Raw genomic sequence first — 25,633 nt, forward strand, 5'->3', positions numbered from 1 at the left:
GACTTATGTGAGAGCATTTGACTTTTTGGGGTGTCTAGCTACTCTGAAAGGTAAATATGAGTTTTTTTGAACAGTATCGATCAGGTAATCTGGTCCTTCCTAATGCTTTATTTTTCCACTTTAAGGATATTTTCCCATCTGCGGATGACTTTCTGGTTTGGCAGTTTCTCTATCTACAAACGACAACCCAGATTGGAGAAGTGGCTTCTAGTCAGATCGCGCAAGCAACTGGGAAGACGCCAACTGAAGTTAATAAAAGTATTACAACATTAACTGAGGCTGGACTTCTTGATTTCACGACTATTAAGATTAACAATGAAATTGAGATGGTTGTAGATGCCTCACCTGCCTTGGCAGTGTTGGACAAGTTAGTGAGCAATGAAAAGACAACGGCAAGGCCTGTCGTTGGTCAGCCAACCAATACCCAGCTCATCAAGCAATTAACAGATGAATTGGAACAAGCTTTGGGAATCTTGAATCCAATGGTTGTCGAAGATTTAAACAAGGAAATCCAAGAAGAACATACTGATCCCGAACTTATCCGTGAGGCTTTGAAAGAAGCAGTATTTAACCGCAAGACAAATTGGAATTATATAAAAGGAGTTCTTCGTAACTGGAAATTAAGTGGTATTACAACTAAAATTCAAGTTGAAGAGCGTCGTTTGGAGCATCAAGGTAAGAAGCACCATCATCAGGTTTCCGATGACTTCAAAACAGGAATGGATGCCGCCCGTCAATTATGGGGTGCCCAATAATGTTAGGAAGAAAACGTGTTAATGAGGCTTTAGCTCTCATGGGAGAGATGTTTCCCAATGCTCATGGAGAGTTGGAGTGGGAAACGCCTTTCCAACTATTAGTTGCTGTTATTTTATCAGCCCAGACAACAGACAAGGCTGTTAATAAGATTACACCAGGCTTGTGGGCGCGTTATCCAGAAATTGAGGATTTGGCTTCTGCCAACCTCGATGATGTTGAGATGTGTTTGCGAACGATTGGTCTTTACAAGAATAAAGCAAAGAACATCATTAAGACTGCTAGAGCTGTTTTAATGAATTTTGATGGACAGGTTCCGAAAACGCATAAGGAATTGGAAAGTCTACCTGGTGTGGGACGAAAAACGGCTAATGTGGTTTTAGCTGAGGTTTATGGCATTCCTTCGATTGCAGTAGATACGCACGTCTCACGTGTTTCCAAAAGGCTAAATATCGCCCCAGAGGATGCTAGTGTAGAGGAAATCGAAGCAGAATTGATGAAGAAAATCCCCAAGAAGGATTGGATTATCAGCCATCACCGTATGATTTTCTTTGGACGCTATCATTGCTTAGCTAAGAATCCTAAATGCCAGACCTGTCCTCTTCAAAGTTATTGTAAGTATTATAAAGAAACAACTAAGAAATAAGCTGAAGAATGTGATTTTCTTCGGCTTTTTACAACTGTAAGAATTTGTTACAAACTAGTAACTTGACAAAAGTCTCAGGCTTTAAGAAAATAGAAGAAACGATTTAGAAGCAGGAGCGTTTTAGTGAATGGCTGAATTCAGTAATGAAGAGTATCTGAGAGCCTTAGCTGATAATGGTGATAGAGAAGCAGCCAAAGAATATGAGCAAGCTTTGGATAATCGTATTTTTCAGTTGCAGATTTCATTGGCTCAAACGAGTGATCCACAGGGTCGTAGGGAAGTGCAAAAGCTCTTGGAACAAGAGGAAAAGAAAAAAAGGGACTACTTTCAAGAAAAAGAGGAAAAAGCTGTGAGCGAATTTAGACATCGTAAAAATGAAACTACAAAGGGAAGAAAAGTTTCGAGTTTTGACAAACTCAAAGATCCTAAAAACATTAGATGGGTAATTGGAGTTGTTGCAGTACTTGCAGTGGTTATTCCTGTTGTTACCTTGATGTGGTATAGTAATAACCAAAAAGAGAGTGAAACAAATCCATGGAAAAATGGTCAGTTGGCAAAAAGTAAGGAAGCAGCTGCAGCATCATCTGATAATCAATCCTCTCAAGTTGATACCTCATCTTTGTCTGATCAACAGTTAGAAGACTGGGTTGTTTCTACCTATGCTAAAGAACAAGGTTCAACTGGAGAAAATTATAAAAATCTAGGTTGGAATGTTTATTCATGGACGGATGATGATGATAACATAGTTTATGCTCAACTTTATGATGCCTATGGTAATGATGTTCTTCTTTTCCGTGTAGATAAGAAGGGACAACTCGAAGCCTATGGTGGTATTGACGGTTCAAGCGATTCTTGGGACGTCGTTTCAAAAACTTATACAACCGATTAATGAAACTATATAAAACACCTGACTATGGTGGTTGAGACTGTCTTTTGACAGTCTTTTTTGGTATAATTTAAGGTAATCGTGTATACAATTAAAAAGCTGACTGAGAAGATTTGGGGATGATGGTTCTACAGAACTTTTTTAATGTCTTCAGGTTTTCGAGGATAGGTTAAATAAAGGAGAGTTGTCGTGTCAGACTATTTATCGGTCACATCCTTAACAAAATATTTGAAAATGAAATTTGACCGTGATCCTTATTTAGAGAGGGTATATTTGACGGGACAGGTTTCCAATTTTCGTCGCCGCCCGAGTCACCAATATTTTTCGCTTAAGGATGAAGGAGCTGTTATTCAGGCGACGATTTGGGCTGGAGTTTTCAAAAAACTTGGTTTTGAACTCGAAGAAGGTATGAAGATCAATGTCGTAGGTCGTGTCCAGATTTATGAGCCTAGTGGCTCTTATTCCATTATTATCGAGAAGGCTGAGCCGGATGGTATTGGAGCTTTGGCTATCCAGTTTGAACAGCTTCGTAAAAAATTGACTGCAGAAGGCTACTTTGATGATCGTCATAAGCAAGCGCTGCCTAATTTTGTCAAAAAAATCGGGGTTGTCACAAGTCCTAGTGGTGCGGTTATTCGAGATATTATTACGACCGTTAGTCGTCGTTTTCCAGGGGTAGAAATCTTACTTTTCCCTACCAAGGTTCAGGGTGAAGGAGCTGCACAGGAAATTGCTGAAAATATTCAAAAAGCCAATCAAAGGGATGACTTAGATTTACTTATCGTTGGTCGTGGTGGAGGTTCTATTGAAGACCTTTGGGCTTTTAACGAGGAAATTGTTGTTCAGTCCATTTTTGAGAGTCGTCTACCTGTGATTTCAAGTGTTGGTCACGAAACAGATACGACTTTGGCTGACTTTGTTGCAGATCGTAGGGCTGCTACACCTACAGCAGCGGCAGAACTTGCTACTCCAGTATCAAAGGCCGATACCTTGGTTTGGATTCGTGAAAGACAAAATAGAGCTTATCAAGCCTGTTTGAGACGTATACAGTACAATCAAGAACGTTTAGCTAAACTGTCACAATCTGTTGTCTTTAGGCAACCTGAGCGCCTATATGATGGTTATTTACAAAAGTTGGATCGACTAACAACAAGGCTTGAAACCTTCGTGAGTCAAGATTTCGAGCGAAAGCAAAAAAAAGCGGAACTTTTGAAACAACGGTTACAAGGCTTAAATCTTCTGAGCAGTGTTCAGAACTATCAAGACCGTCGAGAGTCTTTGCAACGTTTATTGGTGACCACAACCAAGAACACCATTAATGGTAACCGTGTGAGATTAGAAAAGGCACAGGATGCTTTATTGTCTCTAGATACTAGCCGTATTGTTGCAAGGGGCTATGCCATTGTCAAAAAAGATGATAAACCTTTAACCAGTACCAAGAATATTACCGAAGGTGATCAATTAACCGTCCAAATGAGAGATGGAGAACTAGAAGTAGAGGTAAAAAATGTCAACTAAAAAAACATTTGAGGAAAATTTACAGGACTTAGAAGCCATTGTCACTAAGCTCGAAACAGGAGATGTTGCTCTTGAGGATGCTATTGCTGAGTTCCAAAAAGGTATGGCCTTGTCTAAGGATTTGCAGAAGACCTTGGAAGATGCTGAAAAAACACTAGTTAAGGTTATGCAAGCAGATGGTACAGAAACGGAAATGGATGCCTAATGAGCAAGCTAAATAAAATTGATGCGGCTATCCGTGATTACTACCAAAAAAATAATCTTCCTGTATCAAGTGATTTAATCACTGCTATTCTTTATTCAGTTGATAGTGGCGGTAAGCGTATTCGTCCACTGATTTTCTTAGATTTACTTGAAGGATTTGGTTTAGAGCTAACTCCTAGTCATTTCGATGTTGCAGCGAGTCTTGAAATGATTCATACTGGAAGTCTGATTCACGATGATCTGCCGGCTATGGATGATGATGATTACCGTCGAGGACGTTTAACCAACCATAAGAAATTTGATGAAGCAACGGCGATATTGGCTGGCGATTCTCTCTTTTTGGATCCCTTTGATCTCCTGTCCCAAACAGAGCTATCAGCAGAAATTCGAGTTCAATTGATTCAAGCATTGTCTCATTCCTCAGGCACCTTCGGTATGGTTGGTGGCCAGATGTTGGATATGAAGGGGGAAGGTCAGGAACTTGATTTATCGCAACTGTCTAAAATTCATGAGCATAAGACAGGTAAGCTTTTAACCTTTCCTTTTGTGGCGGCTGGTATTGTTGCTCAAAAAAATCTAGAGGTTTTGGAAAATCTGAAAGAAGCTGGTCGCCTGATTGGTCTTGCCTTTCAAGTACGTGATGATATTTTGGATGTGACTGCTGATTTCGAAGAACTTGGAAAGACACCTGGAAAAGATGTAGTAGCTGGGAAATCAACCTATCCGGCTCTTCTTGGTCTGGAAAAATCACATGCTATCCTCGAGGAATCACTCAATAAAGCGGAGGCTATTTTCCAAAATCTAGCTGAGACTCAAGGTTTCAAGAAAGACAGTATTATAGAAATCATAGAAAGGTTACGACTCCATGCCTAAGGAAAGAGTAGACGTCTTGGCTTATAAACAAGGCCTTTTTGAAACACGAGAACAAGCAAAACGTGGCGTAATGGCAGGTTTAGTTGTTAATGTTATCAATGGTGAGCGTTACGATAAACCTGGTGAAAAAATCGACGACGGTACAGAGTTGAAGCTTAAAGGTGAAAAACTTAAGTATGTGAGTCGTGGAGGACTCAAACTTGAAAAAGCTTTGGAAGTTTTCAATCTGTCAGTTGAAGGTATGACGACCATTGATATCGGAGCCTCAACAGGTGGGTTTACTGATGTTATGCTTCAAAATGGGGCCAAACTGGTTTATGCTGTTGATGTCGGTACCAATCAGTTGGTTTGGAAATTGCGTCAAGATGAGCGTGTTCGTTCCATGGAGCAATATAATTTCCGTTATGCTGAACCTGTTGATTTTACAGAAGGACTACCGTCTTTTGCATCAATCGATGTCAGCTTCATCTCTCTTAATCTGATTCTACCGGCTTTGGCTAAGATATTGGTTGATGGGGGGCAAGTTGTTGCTCTTGTGAAACCACAATTTGAGGCGGGCCGTGAACAAATTGGGAAAAACGGGATTGTCCGTGAGAGCAGTGTCCATGAAAAAGTGTTAGAAACAGTGACTGCTTTTGCGGTTGACTATGGCTTTTCAGTTAAGGGGCTGGACTTTTCACCTATCCAAGGTGGTCATGGTAACATTGAGTTTCTCGCACACTTGGAGAAGACAAATTCTCCTCAAAATGATGCTCAAACCTCTATTAAGGAAGTTGTAGCACAAGCACACAAGGAGTTTAAAAAGAATGAAGAAGAATGATCGTTTGGAGTTAATCCGAAAGATTGTCCAAGAAAATAAAATTACGACTCAAGGAGAATTGGTAAAATTACTCCAAAATGAGGGATTAAAGGCTACTCAAGCGACTGTATCGCGTGATATCAATGAAATTGGTATTACCAAAGTACCGACTGAAGACGGTTCTTACATCTATGGGCTCTCAACTGCTCCTAGACGAGTAGGTGGAACCTCTGTTGCGACTCGTCGCTTGTTGCGCGTTGATCGTCAACATGCCTTTATGAATATCGTTGTTCAACCTGGGACAAGCCGCCTCATCAAGAAGATTCTTTTAGATGAGTACAGGCATTTGATTTTTAGTGTTATTGCTGATGATGATACCCTCTTTTTAGTGGCTCAGTCAGAGTTAGCAGCTATTGAACTACAGGGGCAAATCATTAAGTGGGTTGAAGAATAGGAGGGCCTATGCTTCTCGAAATTACGATAAAGAATTTCGCAATTATTGAAGAGATTTCTCTAAACTTTGAGAATGGTATGACCGTCCTTACTGGTGAAACAGGTGCTGGTAAGTCCATTATTATAGATGCTATGAATCTTATGTTGGGTGCTAGGGCTTCTAGTGAGGTCGTCCGTCATTCAGCATCTAAGGCTGAAATTCAGGGCTTCTTTTCAATCGAACAAAATCCTGCCTTGGTTAGTATCTTGGAAGATAATGGGATTCCTGTTGAGGATGAATTGATTATCCGTCGTGAAATCTTCCAAAATGGTAGAAGTGTTAGTCGCATCAATGGGCAGATGGTCAATTTAACGACACTTAAAGCTGTTGGGCACTTCTTGGTAGATATCCATGGACAACATGACCAGGAAGAGCTTATGAAACCTGCTCTGCATATTACCATGCTTGATGCCTTTGGTGACAAGGAATTTTTCCAGACTAAGAAAGAGTACCAGGAGTATTTTGACCGCTATCGTGAGTTAAGAAAAGCTGTTCTTGAAAAGCAGAAAAATGAGCAGGAGCATAAGGCTCGAATTGAAATGCTAGCTTTTCAGATTGCAGAAATTGAAGCAGTCTCTCTAAAATCAGGAGAAGATTTGGCTTTGATGCAGGAGCGAGACAAGCTTCTTAATCATAAGCAGATTGCTGATACCTTAACAAATGCCTATGTCATGCTGGATAATGAGGATTTTTCAAGCCTTTCAAATGTTCGTTCTGCCATGAATGACCTCCAGTCTCTTGAAGAGTATGACTCTGATTACAAAGAACTCTCTGGAAATCTATCAGAAGCCTATTATGTTCTGGAAGATGTCACTAAGCAACTAGGTGATTTTTTGGATAATCTGGACTTTGATGCTGGGCGTTTACAAGAGATTGAACACCGCTTAGATACCATTAATGCCATTACTCGTAAATATGGTGGGACTGTCGATGACGTCTTGGATTATCTGGAAAATTCAAGTAAAGAATACAATCTTCTGACAGGAAACTCTAGCTCGTCAGATGCTATGGAACAAGAGCTTAAGCAACTTGAAAAGGACCTGCTTGCGTCTGCGGAGACCCTACAAACAGCACGCCATCAAATTGCTACGGCTCTTGAAGCTGAGATTAAGAACGAGTTATGCGACCTCTATATGGATAAGGCTGATTTTAAAGTCACCTTTACTAAGGGGAAATTTAATCGTGATGGTAATGAGCAGGTTGAGTTTTACATCTCAACCAATCCAGGTGAAGGCTTTAAACCGCTTGTTAAGGTAGCTTCAGGTGGTGAATTATCTCGACTCATGTTAGCAATTAAGTCAGCCTTTGCCCGCAAAGAAGATAAAACAAGTATCGTCTTTGATGAGGTTGACACTGGCGTTTCAGGACGTGTTGCCCAAGCCATCGCTCAGAAGATTCATAAGATTGGGAGTCATGGTCAGGTCTTGGCCATCAGTCACCTTCCGCAAGTTATTGCTATTGCTGATTATCAGTTCTTTATTTCTAAGGAAAGCGATAATGAGACAACTGTCTCTCGTGTTCGTCTTTTGACACCTGAGGAAAGGGTGCAAGAAATCGCTAAGATGTTAGCAGGTGATAACGTGACGGAGGCTGCCTTGAGCCAAGCAAGAGCTTTGTTAAAGGTGGATGACTCTCTTTAGGAAAAGACTTGGGAAAAACTTTCCAGTCATGCTATAATAGAATAAAAATTTGTGTTAAGCGAGAAAATTATGAGTAAAATCAGAATTGTAACCGATTCGTCAATCACGATTGAACCAGAATTGGTTAAAAAATATAATATCACTGTTGTCCCATTGTCGGTAATGGTGGACGGTGTCATCTATTCAGATAGTGACCTTCGAGAAGAAGGCCGTTTCTTGGAAATGATGAAGCATAGTAAAGAGTTACCAAAGACAAGCCAACCACCTGTAGGTTTGTTTGCTGAGACATATGAAAATCTTGTCAAAGAAGGTGCAGAACAAATTGTGGCAATCCACATTATGCACACACTCTCTGGGACATGTGAAGCCTCACGTCAAGGAGCTAGTCTTTCAGGAGCAGATGTAACTGTCATCGATTCAGGCTTTACGGATCAATGCCTCAAGTTTCAAGTTGTTGAGGCAGCTAAATTAGCTGAAGCAGGAGCTAGTCTTGATGAGATTGTAGCCCATGTTGAAGAAGTGAAAAATAAATCAGAACTTCATATTGGTGTTTCTACCCTTGAGAATCTGGTCAAAGGTGGTCGTATTGGACGTGTAACAGGTCTTCTGTCTTCATTACTCAATATCCGTGTCATCATGGAGTTGAAAGACTATCAGTTGAATACGGTTGCTAAGGGGCGAGGAGCTAAGACTTTCACGAAATGGTTAGATTCTTATATTAATGGTATCAAGGATAAGGACCTAAAAGTGGCAGAGATTGGTATTTCTTATGCAGGGACACCTGATTTAGCACATGAACTGGCTGAAAAACTTGAGGTTTTGGGTGCTCCAATTTCAATCCTTGAGACTGGTTCCATCATTCAAACGCACACTGGTGAAGGCGCCTTTGCCGTAATGGTTCGTTATGAATAAGTGGAAAGAATCAGAATTAGTTAGAAGCCTCGTAGGCTTCTTCTTGCTTTTTCTCTTATTTGTAGGCCTCTTCATTTTTATCGTTCCTAGTACGCATCAGTCATCAAAAATTGCAGAAAAGATTAAATCTATCAAAAATGAAAATGTGACCTATGTTGCTATTGGTGATTCCCTTACTCAAGGGGTAGGTGATAGTAGTAATCAAGGAGGATTCGTTCCTGTGCTATCACAGGCATTAGAGTCAGATTTTGACTGGCAAGTGACTTCTCGTAACTACGGTATTGCGGGGAATACGAGTAATCAAATTCTCAAAAGAATGCAAGAAAAGAAGGATATTCAAAGAGATCTCAAAAAGGCTAAAGTGATGACTCTGACAGTTGGTGGTAATGATGTAATCCATGTCATTAAGGACAATATCACGAATCTTAATGTAGCTACCTTCACTAAGCCTGCTCAGGCCTATCAAAAGAGATTAGAACAGATTATTGAGCTAGCCCGCAAGGAAAATAAAACATTGCCAATTTATATTGTTGGTATTTACAATCCTTTTTATCTTAATTTTCCAGAGATGACAGAAATGCAAACGATTGTAGATAATTGGAACCAGTCTACTGAAGAGGTGTGCAAAGAGTACGATAATGTGTATTTTGTTCCTGTAAATGATTTGCTTTATAAGGGAATTGATGGTAAGGGCGGTGTTACAAGTTCTGATGATACCTCTCAGTCTAGTAAATCTTCTCAAGATAGTCTGAACGATGCTCTTTTTGAGGATGATCATTTTCATCCAAATAATACAGGTTATCAAATTATGTCAGATGCCATTTTGAAACGTATTAACCAAACAAAAAAGGAGTGGTCAGGTGAGTAAGATATGGAAATGGCTATTTTTAGGACTCTTGGCCTTAAATCTAGCCTTAGTAAGTGTTGTGACATATAGAATCATGACTCCAGTGGAGACGACAAGTTCTGTATCTCTATCCAAGGGAGCAACTAAAATTGGAAAATATAGTATGACTAAGGATGAGCTTGACGCTGCTCTTACAGGCTTTGCCCAGGATTATTCGACTGATAAGATGCGTTTCAAGGTCAAGGTTACCAATTCTAAAATTGTTTTTGAAAGTAGCTATAAGGTTTTAGGTCATCCTGTTCCTCTATATGTCTATTTTACGCCGGTTGTTAGTGAATCAGGAGCAATTGTACTGCATGTTTCTGAGCTTTCAGCTGGAACCTTGAAACTGCCTGTTTCGGATGTCCTTAAGATGATTAAACGTTCGACTAACCTTCCTGATTACATCGCAATCGATAGTAAGAAGGGAAAGGTTACCCTAAATATTCAGTCTATGAAGAATGAGAAGGGGATAACAGCACGTGCTCAAAGCCTAGATTTGGTTAATGACCGTATCGAATTTGACATCTATAAGACAATAAATTAAAAAGCCTTTACTTTTTGCAAAAAAGCGATTAAATTAGCGTTTATTACTTGACCTCATAGGTCTTTTAGGATAAGATAATACTTGTTCAAGCGCTAAAAAAACTATTCGCTTAGAAATAAATTGGAGGATTGTTACAATGGCTAACAAACAAGATTTGATCGCTAAAGTTGCAGAAGCAACTGAGCTTACTAAAAAAGATTCAGCAGCAGCTGTAGATGCAGTTTTCGCTTCTATCGAAGAATTTCTTGCTGCAGGTGAAAAAGTACAATTGATTGGTTTCGGTAACTTTGAAGTACGCGAACGTGCTGCTCGTCAAGGTCGTAACCCACAAACTGGTGAAGCTATCTCAATCGCAGCTTCTAAAGTTCCTGCATTTAAAGCTGGTAAAGCTCTTAAAGACGCAGTTAAATAATGTAAAAACCCCTAAGATTTTAGGGGTTTTGATTTATACGAAATAAGTTAAGGGAATCTATGAAAACCATAACAGTGGTATTGATTTTTCTTTTGGTTTTTACTGTTATTAAACTATCAGGTATTGTTGCTATTAGCAAACTGATGAAGCCAAGTGAAGAACAAATTGAAGAAGCGCGTCAGAAACGTCTTCAAGCTGAAAAAGAGGGCAAGGACCCTTTTGAAGACTGGGATGAACGCGATGATGATGGTCTTGTCTAATAAGAGAATCCTCATCAAATAACAAAAAAAGTTTGGAAGATTTTCCAAACTTTTTTTATAGACTAGTCGATGTAGTGAAGTTTTCCTCGGAAGTCTTCAAGAGTTTCGTAACCTTTTTCTTCCATGATTTCTTTAAGTTCTTTAGTAATACGGTCAAAAATAGCGACACCTTCTTTTTGAAGGGCAGTACCAACTTGTACCATACTTGCGCCACAAAGGATGTGTTCAAAAGCATCACGACCAGATTTTACACCACCAGTACCAATAATTTGGATTTCAGGTTTCAAACGTTGGTAGAAAGCATGAACGTTTGCCAAGGCAGTAGGTTTGATGTAGTCACCACCTATACCACCAAAACCATTCTTAGGTTTGATGACAACAGACTCATCTTCAATGTAAAGGCCATTACCAATTGAGTTCACACAGTTAACAAAGACAAGTGGGAATTGGTTGAAAACGGCAGCAGCTTGATCAAAGTGCACAATATCAAAGTATGGTGGTAATTTCACACCAAGAGGTTTCGTAAAGTAAGAAAAGACTTCAGTTAGGATCTCTGTTGTTGTTTCAAAATCGTAAGCGATTTGAGGTTTACCCGGAACGTTAGGACATGAAAGGTTGAGTTCAACCAGCCCTTCATAGTCACTTTCTTGAACTTTTTTAAGAATGGTGTGTGTTTCCTCAGGTGAAAGACCAACGAGAGAAAGAAAATGATTTTTTGTATTGGGTTGCTTTTGTAATTCAATGACATAGTCAAGGTAGTATTCGAAACCGTTATTTGGCAATCCCATTGAGTTGATTGACCCAAGAGGAACATTCACATAACGTGGTTCAGGATTACCGGGACGGGCCTCAAGTGTTCCGGTTTTTGTGACAAATGAACCTGCAGCTGAAGCCTCAACCTCTGCCAATTCTTCCTTAGTCATACAATGAACACCAGCGGCATTCATAAGACAGTTATCAAATGTAAACTGACCAACTTTTGTAGCAGTAGAAACCATAAGATCCTCCTTAAAGATCACAAAGTAAAATGTTACTATTTCATCTCATTTTAGCATGAAAAGGGGCCTAAAACAAGGAAATATTGGACGGGCTAAAGCCTCTAAAACGAAATTCTGATATCGTCTCTTTTTGCCAAGACAAGAGGCAATAGAATTTTACAGAATTTTTTGGATTTTGCTAGCTTTTTCAAGGTTTTTTGGGTAGAATAGATACAGTAAATGGGTTTAACCCAAAATAAAAAGGAGACATAACTAATGGTAAAATTGGTTTTCGCTCGCCACGGTGAGTCTGAATGGAACAAAGCTAACCTTTTCACAGGTTGGGCTGACGTAGATCTTTCTGAAAAAGGTACTCAACAAGCTATCGACGCTGGTAAATTGATTAAAGAAGCTGGTATCGAATTTGACCAAGCATACACTTCAGTATTGAAACGTGCGATCAAAACAACTAACTTGGCTCTTGAAGCATCTGACCAACTTTGGGTTCCAGTTGAAAAATCATGGCGCTTGAACGAACGTCACTACGGTGGTTTGACTGGTAAAAACAAAGCAGAAGCTGCTGAGCAATTTGGTGATGAGCAAGTTCACATCTGGCGTCGTTCATACGATGTATTGCCTCCAGCAATGGATCGTGATGATGAGCACTCAGCACACACTGACCGTCGTTACGCTTCACTTGATGACTCAGTAATTCCAGATGCTGAAAACTTGAAAGTGACTTTGGAACGTGCCCTTCCATTCTGGGAAGATAAAATCGCTCCAGCTCTTAAAGATGGTAAAAACGTATTCGTAGGTGCACACGGTAACTCAATTCGTGCCCTTGTAAAACACATCAAACAATTGTCAGATGACGAAATCATGGATGTTGAAATTCCAAACTTCCCACCATTGGTATTCGAATTTGACGAAAAATTGAACGTTGTTTCTGAATACTACCTCGGAAAATAATTATAAAAGATAAAAGGCGGGATTTATTCCACCTTTTTTTTGAGAAGTGACTCTCGGTTCGTCTCACTTTGTAAGGTGAGATGAACCAAGGAGATAATTAGTCTAGAGTTTCGATATACTCCAGTCCCCAACTTTCAATGGCATCTAGGACACCTTGAAATTTTCTACCCATTTCAGTTAGACTGTATTCGACCCGTGGGGGAACTTCAGCATAGACTTTACGCTCCACGATTTTATCCTTCTCGAGCTGTCTGAGGTGTCGTGTTAGAATGGTTTGGGTAATGCCAGGAATTAGACGTTGTAGTTCATTAAAACGCTTAGTGCCCGTACTGAGTTGATAGATGATGACTAGAGCCCATTTGCCTGTTAGTACACGCTGCGTCGTGGCAAAAGGACAAATTCCGTATTCACTGACTTTGGTTACCATAATTCCTCCAAATTTTTTAAAATTATTCTCTTATTTGACAATAATAGTATCGTATTTGATACTAGATAACAATAAAGTGCCTACTTGTCTTTTTGTTAGTAAGTGATAATATTATATCATAAATAAAAGAAACGAGGAGTAACTCATGTCAGTAAATTTAGAAATTTTTAATGCATATAACAATGGTCTTATAACAGGTGATTTTCCAGCTGTTTTTGAGACTATGGCAGATGATATTATCTGGCACCAGCCAGGTCAGCATAGTAATTCCGGTACAGTTGTTGGAAAAGAAGCACTTGGAGCACACTTGGCTCAATTTTCAGAAAAAACAAACGGTACCTTCAAAGTATTGACTAACTGGGTGTCTGAAAATATTGACCTTGTAGCAGCCAATGTGACCTTTGTTGGAACTCGCCCAGACGGCGAGGAACTCAACATGAATGGTATTGATCTTTTTCGCATGGATAATGGAAAGATCAAGGAAGTTTGGCTCTTTTCATCAGATCAAGCAGTAGAAGATGCTTTCTGGGGTTAGACAGTAAATTAATCTATAATCTGAAATGAAATTTGATTTATGGATCGTGATGATGAGCACTCAGCACACACTGATCGTCGTTACGCTTCACTTGATGACTCAGTAATTCCAGATGCTGAAAACTTGAAAGTGACTTTGGAACGTGCCCTTCCATTCTGGGAAGATAAAATCGCTCCAGCTCTTAAAGATGGTAAAAACGTATTCGTAGGTGCACACGGTAACTCAATTCGTGCCCTTGTAAAACACATCAAACAATTGTCAGATGACGAAATCATGGATGTTGAAATTCTAAACTTCCCACCATTGGTATTCGAATTTGACGAAAAATTGAACGTTGTTTCTGAATACTACCTCGGAAAATAAGCTGAGATAAGTAGTTATCATTAATAAATAAAAAGTTGACTTCGGTCAGCTTTTTTGTTTTTCTGAAAAAAATTGTAAAAAACGGTCAGAAAAGTCAGTCAATTCAGTAATTTTTCCTTGACTTTCAACTTGGAAAGATGTATTATATTAACCAAGATACATCGAAAGGAAATGAGTCAAATGACATTCGCAACTACAACTGTTTTGCTATTGCGTAATGAGGGCTAGTGCAAAAGCATTAGTCCTGTTTGGCTTACCAAGCGGGAGGGAAAAACATCTCGCTTGGGTTTCCGAGTGAGATGTTTTTTTACTACTATCGTTTTTACTTTTAGAAAGAGGATTGTCTATGCGTAAAGTTGAATTTTTTGATACAAGTCTTCGTGATGGGGAACAAACACCTGGAGTTAACTTCTCAATCAAAGAAAAAGTTGCTATTGCTAAGCAACTTGAAAAATGGGGAATTTCTGTAATCGAAGCAGGTTTCCCTGCAGCTAGTCCAGATTCATTTGAGGCAGTAAAACAAATTGCAGAAGCTATGACAACAACTTCTGTTACCGGCTTGGCTCGCTCAGTAAAATCTGATATTGATGCTTGTTATGAGGCTTTGAAAGATGCCAAGTATCCACAAATTCATGTCTTTATCGCAACAAGTCCGATTCACCGTGAGTTTAAATTGAAGAAATCAAAAGAAGAAATTCTTGAAGCTGTAAAAGAGCATGTATCATATGCACGTTCAAAATTTGAAGTTGTTGAATTTTCACCAGAGGATGCTACTCGTACTGAGCTTGATTTCTTGACTGAAGTTGTTCAAACAGCGGTTGACGCTGGTGCATCATATATTAATATTCCAGATACAGTAGGATTTACGACTCCAGAAGAGTTTGCACGTATTTTTGATCATTTGACTGAAAATATTAAATCAGACCATAAAGTTGTTTTTGGTGTTCACTGTCACGATGACCTCGGTATGGCAACTGCAAATACTTTGACAGCAATTAAACACGGTGCTGGACGTGTACAGGGAACTGTTAATGGTATCGGTGAACGTGCGGGTAATGTTGCTCTTGAAGAAGTAGCTGTTGCTTTGAAAATTCGTGAAGACTTTTTCCAAGCAACAAGTGATATTGTTCTTAATGAAACAATGAATACTTCAGAGCTTGTTTCTCGCTTCTCTGGAATTCCTGTTCCTAAAAATAAAGCTGTTGTTGGTGGAAATGCCTTCTCTCATGAATCAGGTATCCACCAAGATGGTGTTCTTAAGAACCCACAAACTTATGAAATTTTCACACCAGAATTGGTAGGTGTGAAGAGTAACAGTCTTCCTCTTGGTAAATTGTCAGGACGTCATGCCTTTGTTGAAAAATTGAAAGAACTTGAGCTTGATTTTGTGGAAGAAGATATCAAACCACTCTTTGCCAAATTTAAAGTCTTGGCTGGGAAAAAACATGATATTACTGATGCAGATATTCGTGCCCTTGTTGCTGGTACAAGTGTAGATAATCCAGAAGGTTTCCACTTCCAAGATCTTCGTTTGACTACTAATGCTGATGAAACAATCACTGCTACAGTAAGCTTGGCTAATGAAGATGGTGAATCTGTTGAATTTTTGGCAAATGGCCAAGGGTCAGTTGAAGCTATCTTCAATGCTATTGATAAATTCTTCAACCAAACAGTTCGCTTGACTTCTTATAATATTGACGCAGTAACTGATGGTATTGATGCGCAAGCACGTGTACTTGTAACTGTAGAAAATGTAGATACAGATACTATTTTCAATGCATCTGGTTTGGACTTTGATGTCTTGAAAGCATCAGCAATTGCCTATATCAATGCTAATACATTGGTTCAAAAAGAAAATGCTGGTGAGATGGCACGTAAGGTTTCTTATCGTGACCTTCCATAAGCCGAAGAGGAGTTAAACATGACAAAGAAAATTGTAACACTTTCAGGTGATGGAATTGGACCTGAGATTATGGCAGCAGGTCTTGAAGTTCTTGAAAAAGTAGCTTCAAAAATTGGATTTGATTACGACATCGATGCTAAACCATTTGGTGGTGCTGGCATTGATGCCGAGGGTCATCCACTTCCTAAGTCAACTTTGGATGCTGCTAAATCAGCAGATGCTATCCTCTTGGCTGCAATTGGTGGACCTAAATATGACAATGCGCCAGTTCGTCCTGAACAAGGACTTTTGGCCATTCGTAAGGAGTTGAATCTCTTTGCTAATATCCGTCCTGTCCGCATCTTTGATGCTTTGAAACACTTGTCACCTCTTAAACCTGAGCGTATTGAGGGCGTAGACTTCGTCGTTGTTCGTGAGCTCACAGGTGGTATTTACTTTGGTGAGCACATTTTGGAAGAAGATAAGGCCCGCGATATCAATGATTATTCAGCAGATGAGATTCGTCGTATCATGCGACGTGCTTTCAAGATTGCTCAAGGTCGTGGCAAAAAGGTCACTAGCATTGATAAACAAAATGTTTTGGCAACTTCTAAATTGTGGCGTAAGGTTGCTGATGAAGTTTCTTTGGAGTTTCCAGATGTAACCCTTGAACATCAGCTCGTTGATAGTGCCGCAATGATTATGATTACCAACCCAGCTCGTTTTGATGTGGTTGTGACAGAAAACCTTTTTGGTGATATCTTGTCTGATGAATCAAGTGTTCTTCCAGGAACTTTAGGTGTTATGCCATCTGCCAGTCACTCTGAAAATGGTCCAAGTCTTTATGAACCAATCCATGGTTCAGCACCAGATATCGCTGGTCAAGGTATTGCCAATCCAATTTCAATGATTTTGTCAGTAGCTATGATGTTACGTGAAAGTTTCAATGAAACTGAAGGGGCAGAATTGATTGAAAATGCTGTTGATAAGACCTTGAATCAAGGCATCTTGACACGTGATTTGGGTGGTCAGGCTTCGACTGCTGAAATGACAGCAGCTATTATTGGCAATCTCTAAACTCATGACACTGAAATTAGTGTTACTAAGTGTTTTGTTGGTGTGGAATCTAGTCGTCTTATCCGTTTATGGCCTTGATAAACATAAGGCTATCCGACATAAGAGACGGATTTCTGAGAAGGCATTATTATTACAGACACTGATCTTTGGTGGTATTGGTGCCTTTCTAGGTGGGAGACTTTTTAGACATAAAATTAACAAATGGTACTTTAAGCTTTGCTGGCTTATAGGAATTGTTATAGATGTCTTTCTTTTATACCTTATTCTAACAAGACTTTCGGATTAGCTAATCCTTAGATTATAATTGGAGTATTTTATGAGCGGAAAATCAATTTTTGATAAACTTTGGGAACGCCACGTCGTTACTGGAAATGAGGGCGAACCACAATTGATGTATGTGGATCAGCATTATATTCACGAGGTTACAAGTCCACAGGCCTTTCAAGGACTTCGTGATGCTGGACGTAAAGTTCGTCGCCCAGATTTAACTTTTGGTACGACAGACCACAACGTTCCTACGGTTGATATTTTTAACATTCGTGACCTTATTTCTAAAAACCAAATTGATACTTTGGCGAAAAACGTTGAGGAATTTGGTATTGATGCGGCTACCCACGGTACTGCTCGTCAGGGGATTGTCCACATGGTTGGTCCTGAAACAGGTCGTAGTCAACCAGGAAAATTTGTCGTTTGTGGTGATAGTCATACGGCTACTCATGGTGCCTTTGGTGCTATTGCCTTTGGTATTGGTACATCTGAGGTAGAACATGTCTTTGCGACACAATGTTTGTGGCAAGTGAAACCGAAGAAAATGAAGGTTGAATTTGTTGGTAAACCACAGCCAGGTGTTTATTCAAAAGACTTTATTCTTGCACTCATTGCACGCTATGGCGTTGATGCTGGTGTAGGATACGCTGTTGAATATTGTGGTGAAGCTATCGATGCTCTTTCAATGGATGAACGCATGACCATCTGTAACATGTCTATTGAATTTGGTGCTAAGATGGGTCTTATGAATCCAGACCAAAAAACTTATGATTATGTTGAGGGGCGTCCATGCGCACCTAAGGGTGAGAAATTCGAAGAAGCAGTAGCCGACTGGAAAACTTTGGTTTCAGATCCAGATGCTGAATATGATAAAGTGATTACTATTGATGTTTCAGAATTGGCACCTATGGTTACATGGGGAACTAACCCTGAAATGGGTGTTGAGTTTGATCAACCATTCCCAGAAATCAAGGACTTTAATGATGAACGTGCCTACGAGTATATGGACGTTAAGCCTGGTGAATATGCTAAAGATATTGATCTTGGCTATGTCTTCATTGGTTCTTGTACTAACGCACGTCTTAGCGACCTTGAGTTAGCTGCTAAATTCGTTAAAGGAAAACATATCTCACCGACATTGACAGCTATTGTTGTTCCAGGTTCGCGTCCAGTTAAGAAAGAAGCTGAACGTCTTGGTTTGGATAAAATTTTCATGGATGCGGGATTTGAATGGCGCGATCCAGGTTGTTCAATGTGTCTTGGTATGAACCCAGACCATGTTCCAGAAGGTGTGCACTGTGCATCTACAAGTAACCGTAACTTCGAGGGACGTCAAGGATATGGTGCTCGTACTCACCTTTGTAGTCCAGCAATGGCAGCAGCTGCAGCAATCGCTGGTAAATTTGTAGATGTCCGCGATATGCCAGAAGTTCAAGCATAAGGGAGAAGATAATGGAAAAATTTACCGTCTATACAGGGAAATCAGTACCTTTGATGAATGATAACATCGATACGGACCAACTCATTCCCAAACAATTCTTGAAAGCTGTTGATAAAAAAGGTTTCGGTAAGAATTTGATGTTTGAATGGCGTTACCTTAATGATGATTACGATGAAAATCCTGATTTCGTCTTCAATAAACCTGAGTATCGCGATGCGACCATTTTGGTTACTGGTGATAACTTTGGTTCGGGGTCATCTCGTGAACACGCTGCATGGGCATTGGAAGATTACGGTTTCCGTTGTGTTATTGCTGGATCATTTTCAGATATTCACTATAACAATGAATTGAAGAATGGTATGTTGCCAATCGTTCAACCTTTGGAAGTCCGTCAAAAATTGGCTGCTCTTCCTGCAGGTGAAGAAATTACGATTGACCTTCCAAACCAAGTGATTAAATCTTCAGCAGGAGAGTTTCCATTTGATATCGATCATGAGTGGAAACGTAAATTGGTTGAAGGGCTTGACGATATTGGAATCACTCTTCAATATGAAGATTTGATTGCTGCCTATGAAAAACAACGCCCATCATATTGGCAATAAGAAACAATGATGTGTTTGTAAAATAATAATGAGGACTTAAAAGAATGGGATAAGGACAATGTTTAAGGTGTTGTTCTATCTCATTCTTTTTGTTTGAAACAGTTAACATGGTAGAGGCGTTTTTACAAGGAGCGTATGCTATAATAGAAGGATAGAAAGGAGGCCTTCATGTTTGCACAATTGGATACAAAATCTGTCTATAGTTTCATGGATAGTGTTGTAGATTTGACCACCTACATTAAGCGTGCCAAAGAGCTTGGCTATCAAGCCCTTGGTTTGATGGATCGTGACAATCTCTATGCTGCTTATCATTTTGCTCAGTTTGCAAGTAGCAACGGTTTACGTCCTTTGATTGGTATGGAAGCTAATCTATTTTACGAGGGAAGAAAAATTCCTTTTCGTCTATTAGCAAAAAATAATCAGGGCTATAAAAATTTGATGAAGTTGGCAACAGAGCTCTCCTCAGGGCAACGCGAGTTTACAGCTTTTTCGGACTATCTGAATGCTATTGCCCTCATCCTTCCGAGTGAAGACTGGGAGCCAGGGATGACTCTTGGTTCAGAGGTTTTTATTGGGGTAAGGCCAGAAGATGCTGGCAAAGAGTTTGATTATCCTGTAATTCCTTTACATACAGTGCGTTATTTTGAGAATGTAGATCGCTCGACGATTCAGATGTTACACGCCATCTCACAAAACGTTTCCTTGTCAGAGGCCTCTATTTGTCCTATGAATCAGCTTCTTTTCTCGCCTCAAGAAATGGAAAGTGCATATAGTGATATTCCAGAGGCTTTGAACAATTTGGAGCAACTTGTTTCAGATATTACTTATCAATTTGATACGGATTTGAAGCTTCCCCGTTTTAATCGTGATATGCCAGCAGTTGACCAATTACGTCAATTAGCCCAATCTGGATTAGAAACTAAAAAGTTAAGCGCAGCAGTTTATCAGGAACGTTTAGACAAAGAATTGTCTATCATTCATCAGATGGGCTTTGATGATTATTTCTTGATTGTCTGGGACTTATTACGCTTTGGGCGTAGCCGTGGTTATTATATGGGAATGGGACGTGGGTCTGCTGCAGGAAGCTTGGTGGCCTATGTCCTTGATATTACTGGAATTGATCCCGTTAAAAATGACTTGCTTTTTGAGCGTTTTCTAAATGAAGAACGTTATAGCATGCCTGATATAGATATCGACTTGCCTGATATCTATCGAAGCGAGTTTCTTCATTATGTTAGGGACCGTTATGGTAGTAAGCACTCTGCTCAGATTGTTACTTTTTCAACTTTTGGGGCCAAACAGGCTATCCGAGATGTTTTTAAACGTTTCGGAGCCAAGGAATTTGAACTGTCACAACTTAGTAAAAAGATTTCTTTTCGTGACACCTTGATCTCTGTCTATGAGAAAAATATGTCATTTAGACAGTTGATTAATCAAAGACAAGAATTTCAGAGGGCTTTTGAGATTGCTAAGGCTATTGAAGGCCAACCAAGACAGACCTCAATCCATGCTGCTGGTATAGTGATGAGTGACGATGACCTAACCAACCATATTCCTCTAAAAGCTGGTGAGGATATGATGGTTACTCAGTACGATGCCTCCGCGGTCGAAGCCAATGGCTTGCTTAAGATGGATTTCTTGGGCCTCCGTAATTTGACCTTTGTTCAAAAAATGAAGGAGAAACTTGAAGAAGAGCAGGGAGTCTCTATAGATATCAAATCAATTGATTTGGAAGATCCACAGACCCTAGCTCTTTTTGCCAAGGGAAAAACTAAGGGAATATTTCAGTTTGAGCAGGCGGGTGCTATTAACCTTCTTAAACGGATTAAACCCGCTAAGTTCGAAGAAGTGGTAGCGACAACCTCTCTTAACCGACCTGGAGCTAGCGATTATACAGATAATTTCATCGCTCGTAAGTATGGTAAGGAAAAAGTAGATTTGATTGATCCAGTAGTTGCACCAATCCTTGAGCCTACGTATGGCATCATGCTTTATCAAGAGCAGGTTATGCAAATTGCCCAAGTATTTGCAGGCTTTACACTCGGAAAAGCCGATTTGCTTCGTCGGGCAATGTCGAAAAAAGATGCCAATGAAATGTCCAAGATGTCCGAAGAGTTCATGGAAGGAAGTCGTCGGTTGGGACGTAACCCACAGATTGCTGAACGACTCTTTAGTATGATGGCTAAGTTTGCAGGTTATGGCTTTAATAGAAGTCATGCCTATGCTTATTCAGCACTAGCCTTTCAATTAGCCTATTTCAAAACGCATTACCCTCAGATTTTCTATGACATCATGTTAAACTATTCGTCTAGTGATTACATTAAGGATGCAATTGAAAATGGCTTTTCTCTAGCCAGACTTGATATTAATAGAATTCCCTATCTGGACAAGATTTCAGATGGAAAGATTATATTAGGTCTTAAGACTATCAAAGGCTTGCCAAGAGATTTTGCCCTTTGGATTATTGAGGATCGCAAACAAAATGGTAAATACATTTCTATAGAAGACTTTTTGACACGTATTCCTAGCAAATATCAGAAAGTCGATAGTCTGACACCTCTTATCCAGATTGGTTTGTTTGATATTTTTGAACCAAATCGTCAGAAAATCATTGGTAATTTAAGCAACCTCTTTACTTTTGTCAATGAGTTAGGAAGTTTGTTTGCAGAGTCATCTTACTCTTGGGTTGATTATGAAGACTATAGCCAGAAGGATCGTTATAATTTAGAACAGGAGTTACTAGGAGTTGGGCTTAGCCCCCATCCTTTACACTTGGCTCAAAAAATGGCCTCTCGTCCCTATCAAGCCATTTCTGATTTGGCTGTTAATACTAAGGCAACGGTTTTGGTTCAGATAGAATCCGTTCGAATTATCAGAACTAAAAAAGGTGATCAGATGGCCTTTCTGAACGTCACTGATGGGATCAATAAACTTGATGTTACCCTATTTCCAGAAACTTATTTCTATCATAAGGATAAATTAAGTGAAGGTGGTCTCTTTTATCTTGATGGACGGACCCAGGAGCGTGATGGACGCATTCAGTTAATCTTGTCAAACATGGAGGAAGCTAGCACGGAGCGTTTTTGGATTTTACTTGAGAATCATGATAAAGACATAGAAGTTTCTCAAATATTAGCTAAGCATCCTGGACACATTCCTGTCATTATCCGTTATCAAGGAAGTAAGGAAACTATCGTTAGTCAAAGATACAGAGTAACTAAGAACGAGGAACTTAATCGGGAATTAGCACCTTATGTGTTGAAAACGGTTTTACGGTAAAAAAACAATAAATCTTTTCAAATTTAAAGCCATTTAGAATTCTTTGTGTTATAATGAAAATGTTAAATATATAAAAGGAGTATCAGGAATAATGAAACGTATTGCTGTTTTGACTAGTGGTGGAGATGCCCCTGGTATGAACGCTGCCGCTCGTGCAGTTGTTCTCAAAGCAATTTCTGAAGGAATTGAAGTCTTCGGTATTAACCGTGGATACGCTGGTATGGTTGAAGGAGATATCTTCCAACTTGATGCAAAAGGCGTAGACAACATCCTCAGCCGTGGTGGAACTTTCCTTCAGTCTGCTCGCTATCCTGAGTTTGCCCAACTTGAGGGTCAACTTAAAGGTATTGAGCAACTTAAAAAACATGGAATCGAAGGTGTAGTAGTTATTGGTGGAGATGGTTCTTACCATGGTGCTATGCGTTTGACTGAACATGGTTTCCCAGCTGTTGGTCTTCCAGGAACTATCGATAACGATATCGTTGGTACAGACTACACAATTGGTTTTGATACTGCTGTTGCAACAGCAACAGAAGCTATCGATAAGATTCAAGACACTGCTTTCAGTCACGGACGTACTTTCGTCGTTGAAGTTATGGGACGTAACGCTGGTGATATCGCTCTTTGGGCTGGTATTGCTTCTGGTGCAGACCAAATTATCGTACCTGAAGAAGAGTATGATATTAATGAAGTTGTACGTAAAGTTAAAGAAGGTTACGAATCAGGTGCTAAAACTCACCATGTAATCGTAGTTGCTGAAGGTGTCATGGGTGCTGAAGAATTTGCAGCTAAAATGAAAGAAGCTGGAGATACTTCAGATCTTCGTGCAACAAACATTGGACACGTGGTTCGTGGTGGTTCACCAACTGCGCGTGACCGTGTTCTTGCTTCATGGATGGGGGCACATGCGGTTGACCTCCTTAAACAAGGTATTGGTGGTGTAGCTGTTGGTATCCACAATGAAGAGCTTGTTGAAAGCCCAATCCTTGGTACAGCAGAAGAAGGAGCTTTGTTCAGTCTTACTGAAGACGGTAAAATTATCGTCAACAATCCTCACAAAGCACGTCTTGACTTTGCAGACCTTAACCGTTCATTGTCTAACTTGAGCTAATCTCAGTTACTTAAATTATTGTTAATCCGTCGCTAATGCGACAAAAAATATAAGGGAGTTTTATTTATCATGAATAAACGTGTAAAAATCGTTGCAACACTTGGTCCTGCGGTTGAAATCCGTGGCGGCAAGAAATTTGGTGAAGATGGTTACTGGGGTGAAAAACTTGACCGTGAAGCATCTGCTAAAAACATTGCTCAATTGATCAAGGAAGGTGCCAACGTTTTCCGTTTCAACTTCTCACATGGTGACCACGCTGAACAAGGTGAACGTATGGATGTTGTTCGTATGGCAGAAGACCTTGCTGGTCAAAAAGTAGGTTTCCTTCTTGATACAAAAGGACCTGAAATCCGTACTGAATTGTTCGAAGGTGATGCTAAAGAGTATGCGTACAAAACTGGTGAACAAATTCGTGTTGCTACTAAACAAGGTATCAAATCAACTCGCGACGTTATCGCTTTGAACGTTGCAGGTGCACTTGACGTTTTTGACGATGTAGAAGTTGGTAAACAAGTTCTTGTCGATGATGGTAAACTTGGTCTTCGTGTTGTAGACAAAGATGCTGAAAAACGTGAATTCATCGTTGATGTTGAAAATGATGGTATCATCGCTAAACAAAAAGGTGTAAACATCCCTTACACTAAAATTCCTTTCCCAGCACTTGCTGAACGTGATAACGCTGATATCCGTTTTGGTCTTGAACAAGGTCTTAACTTTATCGCTATCTCATTCGTACGTACTGCAAAAGATGTACAAGAAGTTCGTGCTATCTGTGAAGAAACTGGTAATGGTCACGTTCAATTGTTGGCTAAAATCGAAAACCAACAAGGTATCGATAACATTGATGAAATCATCGAAGCTGCTGACGGTATTATGATTGCTCGTGGTGACATGGGTATCGAAGTACCATTCGAAATGGTTCCAGTTTACCAAAAAATGATCATCACAAAAGTAAACGCTGCTGGTAAAGTTGTTGTTACAGCTACTAACATGCTTGAAACAATGACAGAAAAACCACGTGCAACTCGTTCTGAAGTATCTGACGTATTCAACGCAGTTATCGATGGTACAGATGCTACAATGCTTTCTGGTGAATCTGCAAATGGTAAATACCCAGTTGAATCAGTTCGCACAATGGCTACAATTGATAAAAACGCTCAAACTCTTCTTAAAGAGTATGGTCGTCTTGATTCATCAACATTTGACCGTTCAACTAAGACTGAAGTAGTTGCGTCTGCAGTTAAAGATGCTACTAACTCAATGGATATCAAACTTGTTGTTGCTCTTACTGAATCAGGTAACACTGCTCGTTTGATTTCTAAATACCGTCCAGAAGCTGATATCTTGGCTGTAACATTCGATGAAATTACTCAAAAATCATTGATGCTTAACTGGGGTGTTATTCCAGTAGTTACTGAAAAACCAAGCTCAACTGATGATATGTTTGATGTTGCTGAAAAAGTTGCATTGGAATCAGGTCTTGTAGAATCTGGTGATAACATTGTTATCGTTGCTGGTGTTCCAGTAGGTACAGGTGGTACAAACACTATGCGTATCCGCACAGTAAAATAATTTAAGTAGAACTTAAATTGAAAGAAGGTCTTTGGATCTTCTTTTTTTGGCTCTATAATCGATTTAGTAGGTTAAACTTTTGAAGAGATTATAGAGCTTTTTTCGTAGGTAGGTAAATCAATTGGATAATAATAACAAGTGAGGAATATCATATTTATTCCAAATGGTTTAAAGCAAGATGGCTGATTTGGTCTGTATTTTCAACAGATTTTTTTCTAAGTGTCATATGACTTAGAAGGTATTTAGAGAAGAGGGAAATTATCTTTTCAAAGAAATTTAACTTTTCTTGAAAACAACAGGAT

The 25,633-nt window shown here is 39.6% G+C and carries 26 protein-coding genes and 1 pseudogene; 25 read left to right on the forward strand and 2 right to left on the reverse strand.

The window, feature by feature from the left end:
- The first annotated feature begins 56 nt into the window (after nucleotides 1-56).
- The 14 genes from NYE32_RS04215 to NYE32_RS04280 all read left to right on the forward strand — a co-directional run bounded on the left by NYE32_RS04215 (nucleotide 57) and on the right by NYE32_RS04280 (nucleotide 10,829).
- Nucleotides 57-755, forward strand: coding sequence for a DnaD domain-containing protein (locus NYE32_RS04215; protein ID WP_156685414.1), 699 nt, complete (start codon nucleotides 57-59; stop codon nucleotides 753-755).
- Nucleotides 755-1,399, forward strand: coding sequence for an endonuclease III (gene nth / locus NYE32_RS04220; RefSeq protein ID WP_021144303.1), 645 nt, complete (start codon nucleotides 755-757; stop codon nucleotides 1,397-1,399). Before NYE32_RS04215 ends, nth begins: the two co-directional genes overlap by 1 nt.
- Nucleotides 1,400-1,526: 127 nt before the next feature.
- Nucleotides 1,527-2,288 carry a hypothetical protein gene (locus tag NYE32_RS04225; RefSeq protein WP_073685425.1) on the forward strand — a complete coding sequence of 254 codons (762 nt, stop codon included), beginning with the start codon at nucleotides 1,527-1,529 and terminating at the stop codon, nucleotides 2,286-2,288.
- A 186-nt stretch (nucleotides 2,289-2,474) separates the two neighbouring features.
- Nucleotides 2,475-3,803 (forward strand): exodeoxyribonuclease VII large subunit, encoded by a 1,329-nt coding sequence (gene xseA, locus NYE32_RS04230; RefSeq protein WP_129852316.1) that lies wholly within the window; start codon nucleotides 2,475-2,477, stop codon nucleotides 3,801-3,803.
- Nucleotides 3,793-4,008: an exodeoxyribonuclease VII small subunit gene (locus NYE32_RS04235; protein WP_002884058.1), complete on the forward strand. Its 216-nt coding sequence runs from the start codon at nucleotides 3,793-3,795 to the stop codon at nucleotides 4,006-4,008. The genes xseA and NYE32_RS04235 overlap by 11 nt, the downstream gene beginning before the upstream one ends.
- The gene (locus NYE32_RS04240) at nucleotides 4,008-4,880 is read left to right on the forward strand and encodes a polyprenyl synthetase family protein (protein WP_156246650.1); all 873 of its coding nucleotides are present in this window, start codon (nucleotides 4,008-4,010) and stop codon (nucleotides 4,878-4,880) included. The genes NYE32_RS04235 and NYE32_RS04240 overlap by 1 nt, the downstream gene beginning before the upstream one ends.
- The gene (locus NYE32_RS04245) at nucleotides 4,873-5,700 is read left to right on the forward strand and encodes a TlyA family RNA methyltransferase (protein ID WP_002884054.1); all 828 of its coding nucleotides are present in this window, start codon (nucleotides 4,873-4,875) and stop codon (nucleotides 5,698-5,700) included. The genes NYE32_RS04240 and NYE32_RS04245 overlap by 8 nt, the downstream gene beginning before the upstream one ends.
- A complete protein-coding gene (locus tag NYE32_RS04250) occupies nucleotides 5,687-6,133 on the forward strand; it encodes an ArgR family transcriptional regulator (protein WP_037601099.1) in 447 nt (148 codons plus the stop codon). Before NYE32_RS04245 ends, NYE32_RS04250 begins: the two co-directional genes overlap by 14 nt.
- An 8-nt stretch (nucleotides 6,134-6,141) precedes the next feature.
- Entirely contained in the window at nucleotides 6,142-7,812 is a 1,671-nt protein-coding gene (gene recN, locus NYE32_RS04255) for a DNA repair protein RecN (RefSeq protein WP_037601101.1), read from the forward strand.
- 69 nt (nucleotides 7,813-7,881) lie between these two features.
- A complete protein-coding gene (locus NYE32_RS04260) occupies nucleotides 7,882-8,724 on the forward strand; it encodes a DegV family protein (RefSeq protein ID WP_037601103.1) in 843 nt (280 codons plus the stop codon).
- Entirely contained in the window at nucleotides 8,717-9,592 is an 876-nt protein-coding gene (locus tag NYE32_RS04265; RefSeq protein ID WP_037601106.1) for an SGNH/GDSL hydrolase family protein, read from the forward strand. Before NYE32_RS04260 ends, NYE32_RS04265 begins: the two co-directional genes overlap by 8 nt.
- Nucleotides 9,585-10,157 carry a YpmS family protein gene (locus tag NYE32_RS04270; RefSeq protein WP_037601109.1) on the forward strand — a complete coding sequence of 191 codons (573 nt, stop codon included), beginning with the start codon at nucleotides 9,585-9,587 and terminating at the stop codon, nucleotides 10,155-10,157. The genes NYE32_RS04265 and NYE32_RS04270 overlap by 8 nt, the downstream gene beginning before the upstream one ends.
- A 136-nt stretch (nucleotides 10,158-10,293) precedes the next feature.
- Nucleotides 10,294-10,569 carry an HU family DNA-binding protein gene (locus NYE32_RS04275; RefSeq protein ID WP_002884048.1) on the forward strand — a complete coding sequence of 92 codons (276 nt, stop codon included), beginning with the start codon at nucleotides 10,294-10,296 and terminating at the stop codon, nucleotides 10,567-10,569.
- Between the two features lie 59 nt (nucleotides 10,570-10,628).
- Nucleotides 10,629-10,829 (forward strand): hypothetical protein, encoded by a 201-nt coding sequence (locus tag NYE32_RS04280; RefSeq protein ID WP_002890779.1) that lies wholly within the window; start codon nucleotides 10,629-10,631, stop codon nucleotides 10,827-10,829.
- A 62-nt stretch (nucleotides 10,830-10,891) separates the two neighbouring features.
- Here the strand turns inward: NYE32_RS04280 and NYE32_RS04285 are convergent, their stop codons facing one another.
- On the reverse strand, nucleotides 10,892-11,827 hold the full coding sequence (locus NYE32_RS04285) for a dihydroorotate oxidase (protein WP_060971492.1): 936 nt from the start codon (nucleotides 11,825-11,827) through the stop codon (nucleotides 10,892-10,894).
- A 255-nt stretch (nucleotides 11,828-12,082) separates the two neighbouring features.
- On the opposite strand from NYE32_RS04285, the gene NYE32_RS04290 reads away from it, so the two are divergent.
- Nucleotides 12,083-12,775: a phosphoglycerate mutase gene (locus NYE32_RS04290; RefSeq protein ID WP_000240128.1), complete on the forward strand. Its 693-nt coding sequence runs from the start codon at nucleotides 12,083-12,085 to the stop codon at nucleotides 12,773-12,775.
- 97 nt (nucleotides 12,776-12,872) lie between these two features.
- Here NYE32_RS04290 and NYE32_RS04295 read toward each other — a convergent pair whose 3' ends face one another.
- Nucleotides 12,873-13,202, reverse strand: coding sequence for a helix-turn-helix domain-containing protein (locus tag NYE32_RS04295; protein ID WP_002890783.1), 330 nt, complete (start codon nucleotides 13,200-13,202; stop codon nucleotides 12,873-12,875).
- A 145-nt stretch (nucleotides 13,203-13,347) separates the two neighbouring features.
- Between NYE32_RS04295 and NYE32_RS04300 the strand changes: the two genes are divergently transcribed.
- The 10 genes and pseudogenes from NYE32_RS04300 to pyk all read left to right on the forward strand — a co-directional run bounded on the left by NYE32_RS04300 (nucleotide 13,348) and on the right by pyk (nucleotide 25,331).
- Nucleotides 13,348-13,737, forward strand: a complete 390-nt coding sequence (locus NYE32_RS04300; RefSeq protein WP_107372977.1) for a nuclear transport factor 2 family protein — start codon at nucleotides 13,348-13,350, stop codon at nucleotides 13,735-13,737.
- Between the two features lie 39 nt (nucleotides 13,738-13,776).
- Nucleotides 13,777-14,100: pseudogene (locus tag NYE32_RS04305) on the forward strand (2,3-bisphosphoglycerate-dependent phosphoglycerate mutase); the annotation flags it as partial.
- Between the two features lie 346 nt (nucleotides 14,101-14,446).
- Nucleotides 14,447-16,003, forward strand: a complete 1,557-nt coding sequence (locus tag NYE32_RS04310; RefSeq protein WP_155124013.1) for a 2-isopropylmalate synthase — start codon at nucleotides 14,447-14,449, stop codon at nucleotides 16,001-16,003.
- Between the two features lie 18 nt (nucleotides 16,004-16,021).
- The gene (gene leuB / locus NYE32_RS04315; RefSeq protein WP_002890787.1) at nucleotides 16,022-17,059 is read left to right on the forward strand and encodes a 3-isopropylmalate dehydrogenase; all 1,038 of its coding nucleotides are present in this window, start codon (nucleotides 16,022-16,024) and stop codon (nucleotides 17,057-17,059) included.
- Between the two features lie 4 nt (nucleotides 17,060-17,063).
- Nucleotides 17,064-17,345 (forward strand): DUF1294 domain-containing protein, encoded by a 282-nt coding sequence (locus NYE32_RS04320; protein WP_125411889.1) that lies wholly within the window; start codon nucleotides 17,064-17,066, stop codon nucleotides 17,343-17,345.
- A 30-nt stretch (nucleotides 17,346-17,375) separates the two neighbouring features.
- On the forward strand, nucleotides 17,376-18,767 hold the full coding sequence (gene leuC / locus NYE32_RS04325) for a 3-isopropylmalate dehydratase large subunit (protein WP_037597711.1): 1,392 nt from the start codon (nucleotides 17,376-17,378) through the stop codon (nucleotides 18,765-18,767).
- Nucleotides 18,768-18,778: 11 nt separating this feature from the next.
- Complete coding sequence (leuD, locus tag NYE32_RS04330; RefSeq protein WP_002890790.1) at nucleotides 18,779-19,369, forward strand: 3-isopropylmalate dehydratase small subunit; 591 nt, start codon at nucleotides 18,779-18,781, stop codon at nucleotides 19,367-19,369.
- Between the two features lie 168 nt (nucleotides 19,370-19,537).
- Nucleotides 19,538-22,648, forward strand: a complete 3,111-nt coding sequence (locus NYE32_RS04335; protein WP_156685413.1) for a DNA polymerase III subunit alpha — start codon at nucleotides 19,538-19,540, stop codon at nucleotides 22,646-22,648.
- Between the two features lie 91 nt (nucleotides 22,649-22,739).
- Nucleotides 22,740-23,759: a 6-phosphofructokinase gene (pfkA, locus tag NYE32_RS04340; RefSeq protein ID WP_013990713.1), complete on the forward strand. Its 1,020-nt coding sequence runs from the start codon at nucleotides 22,740-22,742 to the stop codon at nucleotides 23,757-23,759.
- A 69-nt stretch (nucleotides 23,760-23,828) separates the two neighbouring features.
- On the forward strand, nucleotides 23,829-25,331 hold the full coding sequence (pyk, locus tag NYE32_RS04345; RefSeq protein ID WP_002890793.1) for a pyruvate kinase: 1,503 nt from the start codon (nucleotides 23,829-23,831) through the stop codon (nucleotides 25,329-25,331).
- The last annotated feature ends 302 nt before the right edge of the window (nucleotides 25,332-25,633 follow it).

The organism is Streptococcus sp. FSL R7-0248 (assembly GCF_037967965.1).
GTDB lineage: Bacteria > Bacillota > Bacilli > Lactobacillales > Streptococcaceae > Streptococcus.

Bases quoted from the DNA above. Each gene is read 5' to 3' on its own strand.
- NYE32_RS04215 (WP_156685414.1), top strand. From the start codon at position 57: ATGAGTTTTTTTGAACAGTATCGATCAGGTAATCTGGTCCTTCCTAAT.
- nth (WP_021144303.1), top strand. From the start codon at position 755: ATGTTAGGAAGAAAACGTGTTAATGAGGCTTTAGCTCTCATGGGAGAG.
- NYE32_RS04225 (WP_073685425.1), top strand. From the start codon at position 1,527: ATGGCTGAATTCAGTAATGAAGAGTATCTGAGAGCCTTAGCTGATAAT.
- NYE32_RS04235 (WP_002884058.1), top strand. From the start codon at position 3,793: ATGTCAACTAAAAAAACATTTGAGGAAAATTTACAGGACTTAGAAGCC.
- NYE32_RS04240 (WP_156246650.1), top strand. From the start codon at position 4,008: ATGAGCAAGCTAAATAAAATTGATGCGGCTATCCGTGATTACTACCAA.
- NYE32_RS04245 (WP_002884054.1), top strand. From the start codon at position 4,873: ATGCCTAAGGAAAGAGTAGACGTCTTGGCTTATAAACAAGGCCTTTTT.
- NYE32_RS04250 (WP_037601099.1), top strand. From the start codon at position 5,687: ATGAAGAAGAATGATCGTTTGGAGTTAATCCGAAAGATTGTCCAAGAA.
- recN (WP_037601101.1), top strand. From the start codon at position 6,142: ATGCTTCTCGAAATTACGATAAAGAATTTCGCAATTATTGAAGAGATT.
- NYE32_RS04260 (WP_037601103.1), top strand. From the start codon at position 7,882: ATGAGTAAAATCAGAATTGTAACCGATTCGTCAATCACGATTGAACCA.
- NYE32_RS04265 (WP_037601106.1), top strand. From the start codon at position 8,717: ATGAATAAGTGGAAAGAATCAGAATTAGTTAGAAGCCTCGTAGGCTTC.
- NYE32_RS04275 (WP_002884048.1), top strand. From the start codon at position 10,294: ATGGCTAACAAACAAGATTTGATCGCTAAAGTTGCAGAAGCAACTGAG.
- NYE32_RS04280 (WP_002890779.1), top strand. From the start codon at position 10,629: ATGAAAACCATAACAGTGGTATTGATTTTTCTTTTGGTTTTTACTGTT.
- NYE32_RS04285 (WP_060971492.1), bottom strand. From the start codon at position 11,827: ATGGTTTCTACTGCTACAAAAGTTGGTCAGTTTACATTTGATAACTGT.
- NYE32_RS04290 (WP_000240128.1), top strand. From the start codon at position 12,083: ATGGTAAAATTGGTTTTCGCTCGCCACGGTGAGTCTGAATGGAACAAA.
- NYE32_RS04295 (WP_002890783.1), bottom strand. From the start codon at position 13,202: ATGGTAACCAAAGTCAGTGAATACGGAATTTGTCCTTTTGCCACGACG.
- NYE32_RS04300 (WP_107372977.1), top strand. From the start codon at position 13,348: ATGTCAGTAAATTTAGAAATTTTTAATGCATATAACAATGGTCTTATA.
- NYE32_RS04310 (WP_155124013.1), top strand. From the start codon at position 14,447: ATGCGTAAAGTTGAATTTTTTGATACAAGTCTTCGTGATGGGGAACAA.
- leuB (WP_002890787.1), top strand. From the start codon at position 16,022: ATGACAAAGAAAATTGTAACACTTTCAGGTGATGGAATTGGACCTGAG.
- NYE32_RS04320 (WP_125411889.1), top strand. From the start codon at position 17,064: ATGACACTGAAATTAGTGTTACTAAGTGTTTTGTTGGTGTGGAATCTA.
- leuC (WP_037597711.1), top strand. From the start codon at position 17,376: ATGAGCGGAAAATCAATTTTTGATAAACTTTGGGAACGCCACGTCGTT.
- leuD (WP_002890790.1), top strand. From the start codon at position 18,779: ATGGAAAAATTTACCGTCTATACAGGGAAATCAGTACCTTTGATGAAT.
- NYE32_RS04335 (WP_156685413.1), top strand. From the start codon at position 19,538: ATGTTTGCACAATTGGATACAAAATCTGTCTATAGTTTCATGGATAGT.
- pfkA (WP_013990713.1), top strand. From the start codon at position 22,740: ATGAAACGTATTGCTGTTTTGACTAGTGGTGGAGATGCCCCTGGTATG.
- pyk (WP_002890793.1), top strand. From the start codon at position 23,829: ATGAATAAACGTGTAAAAATCGTTGCAACACTTGGTCCTGCGGTTGAA.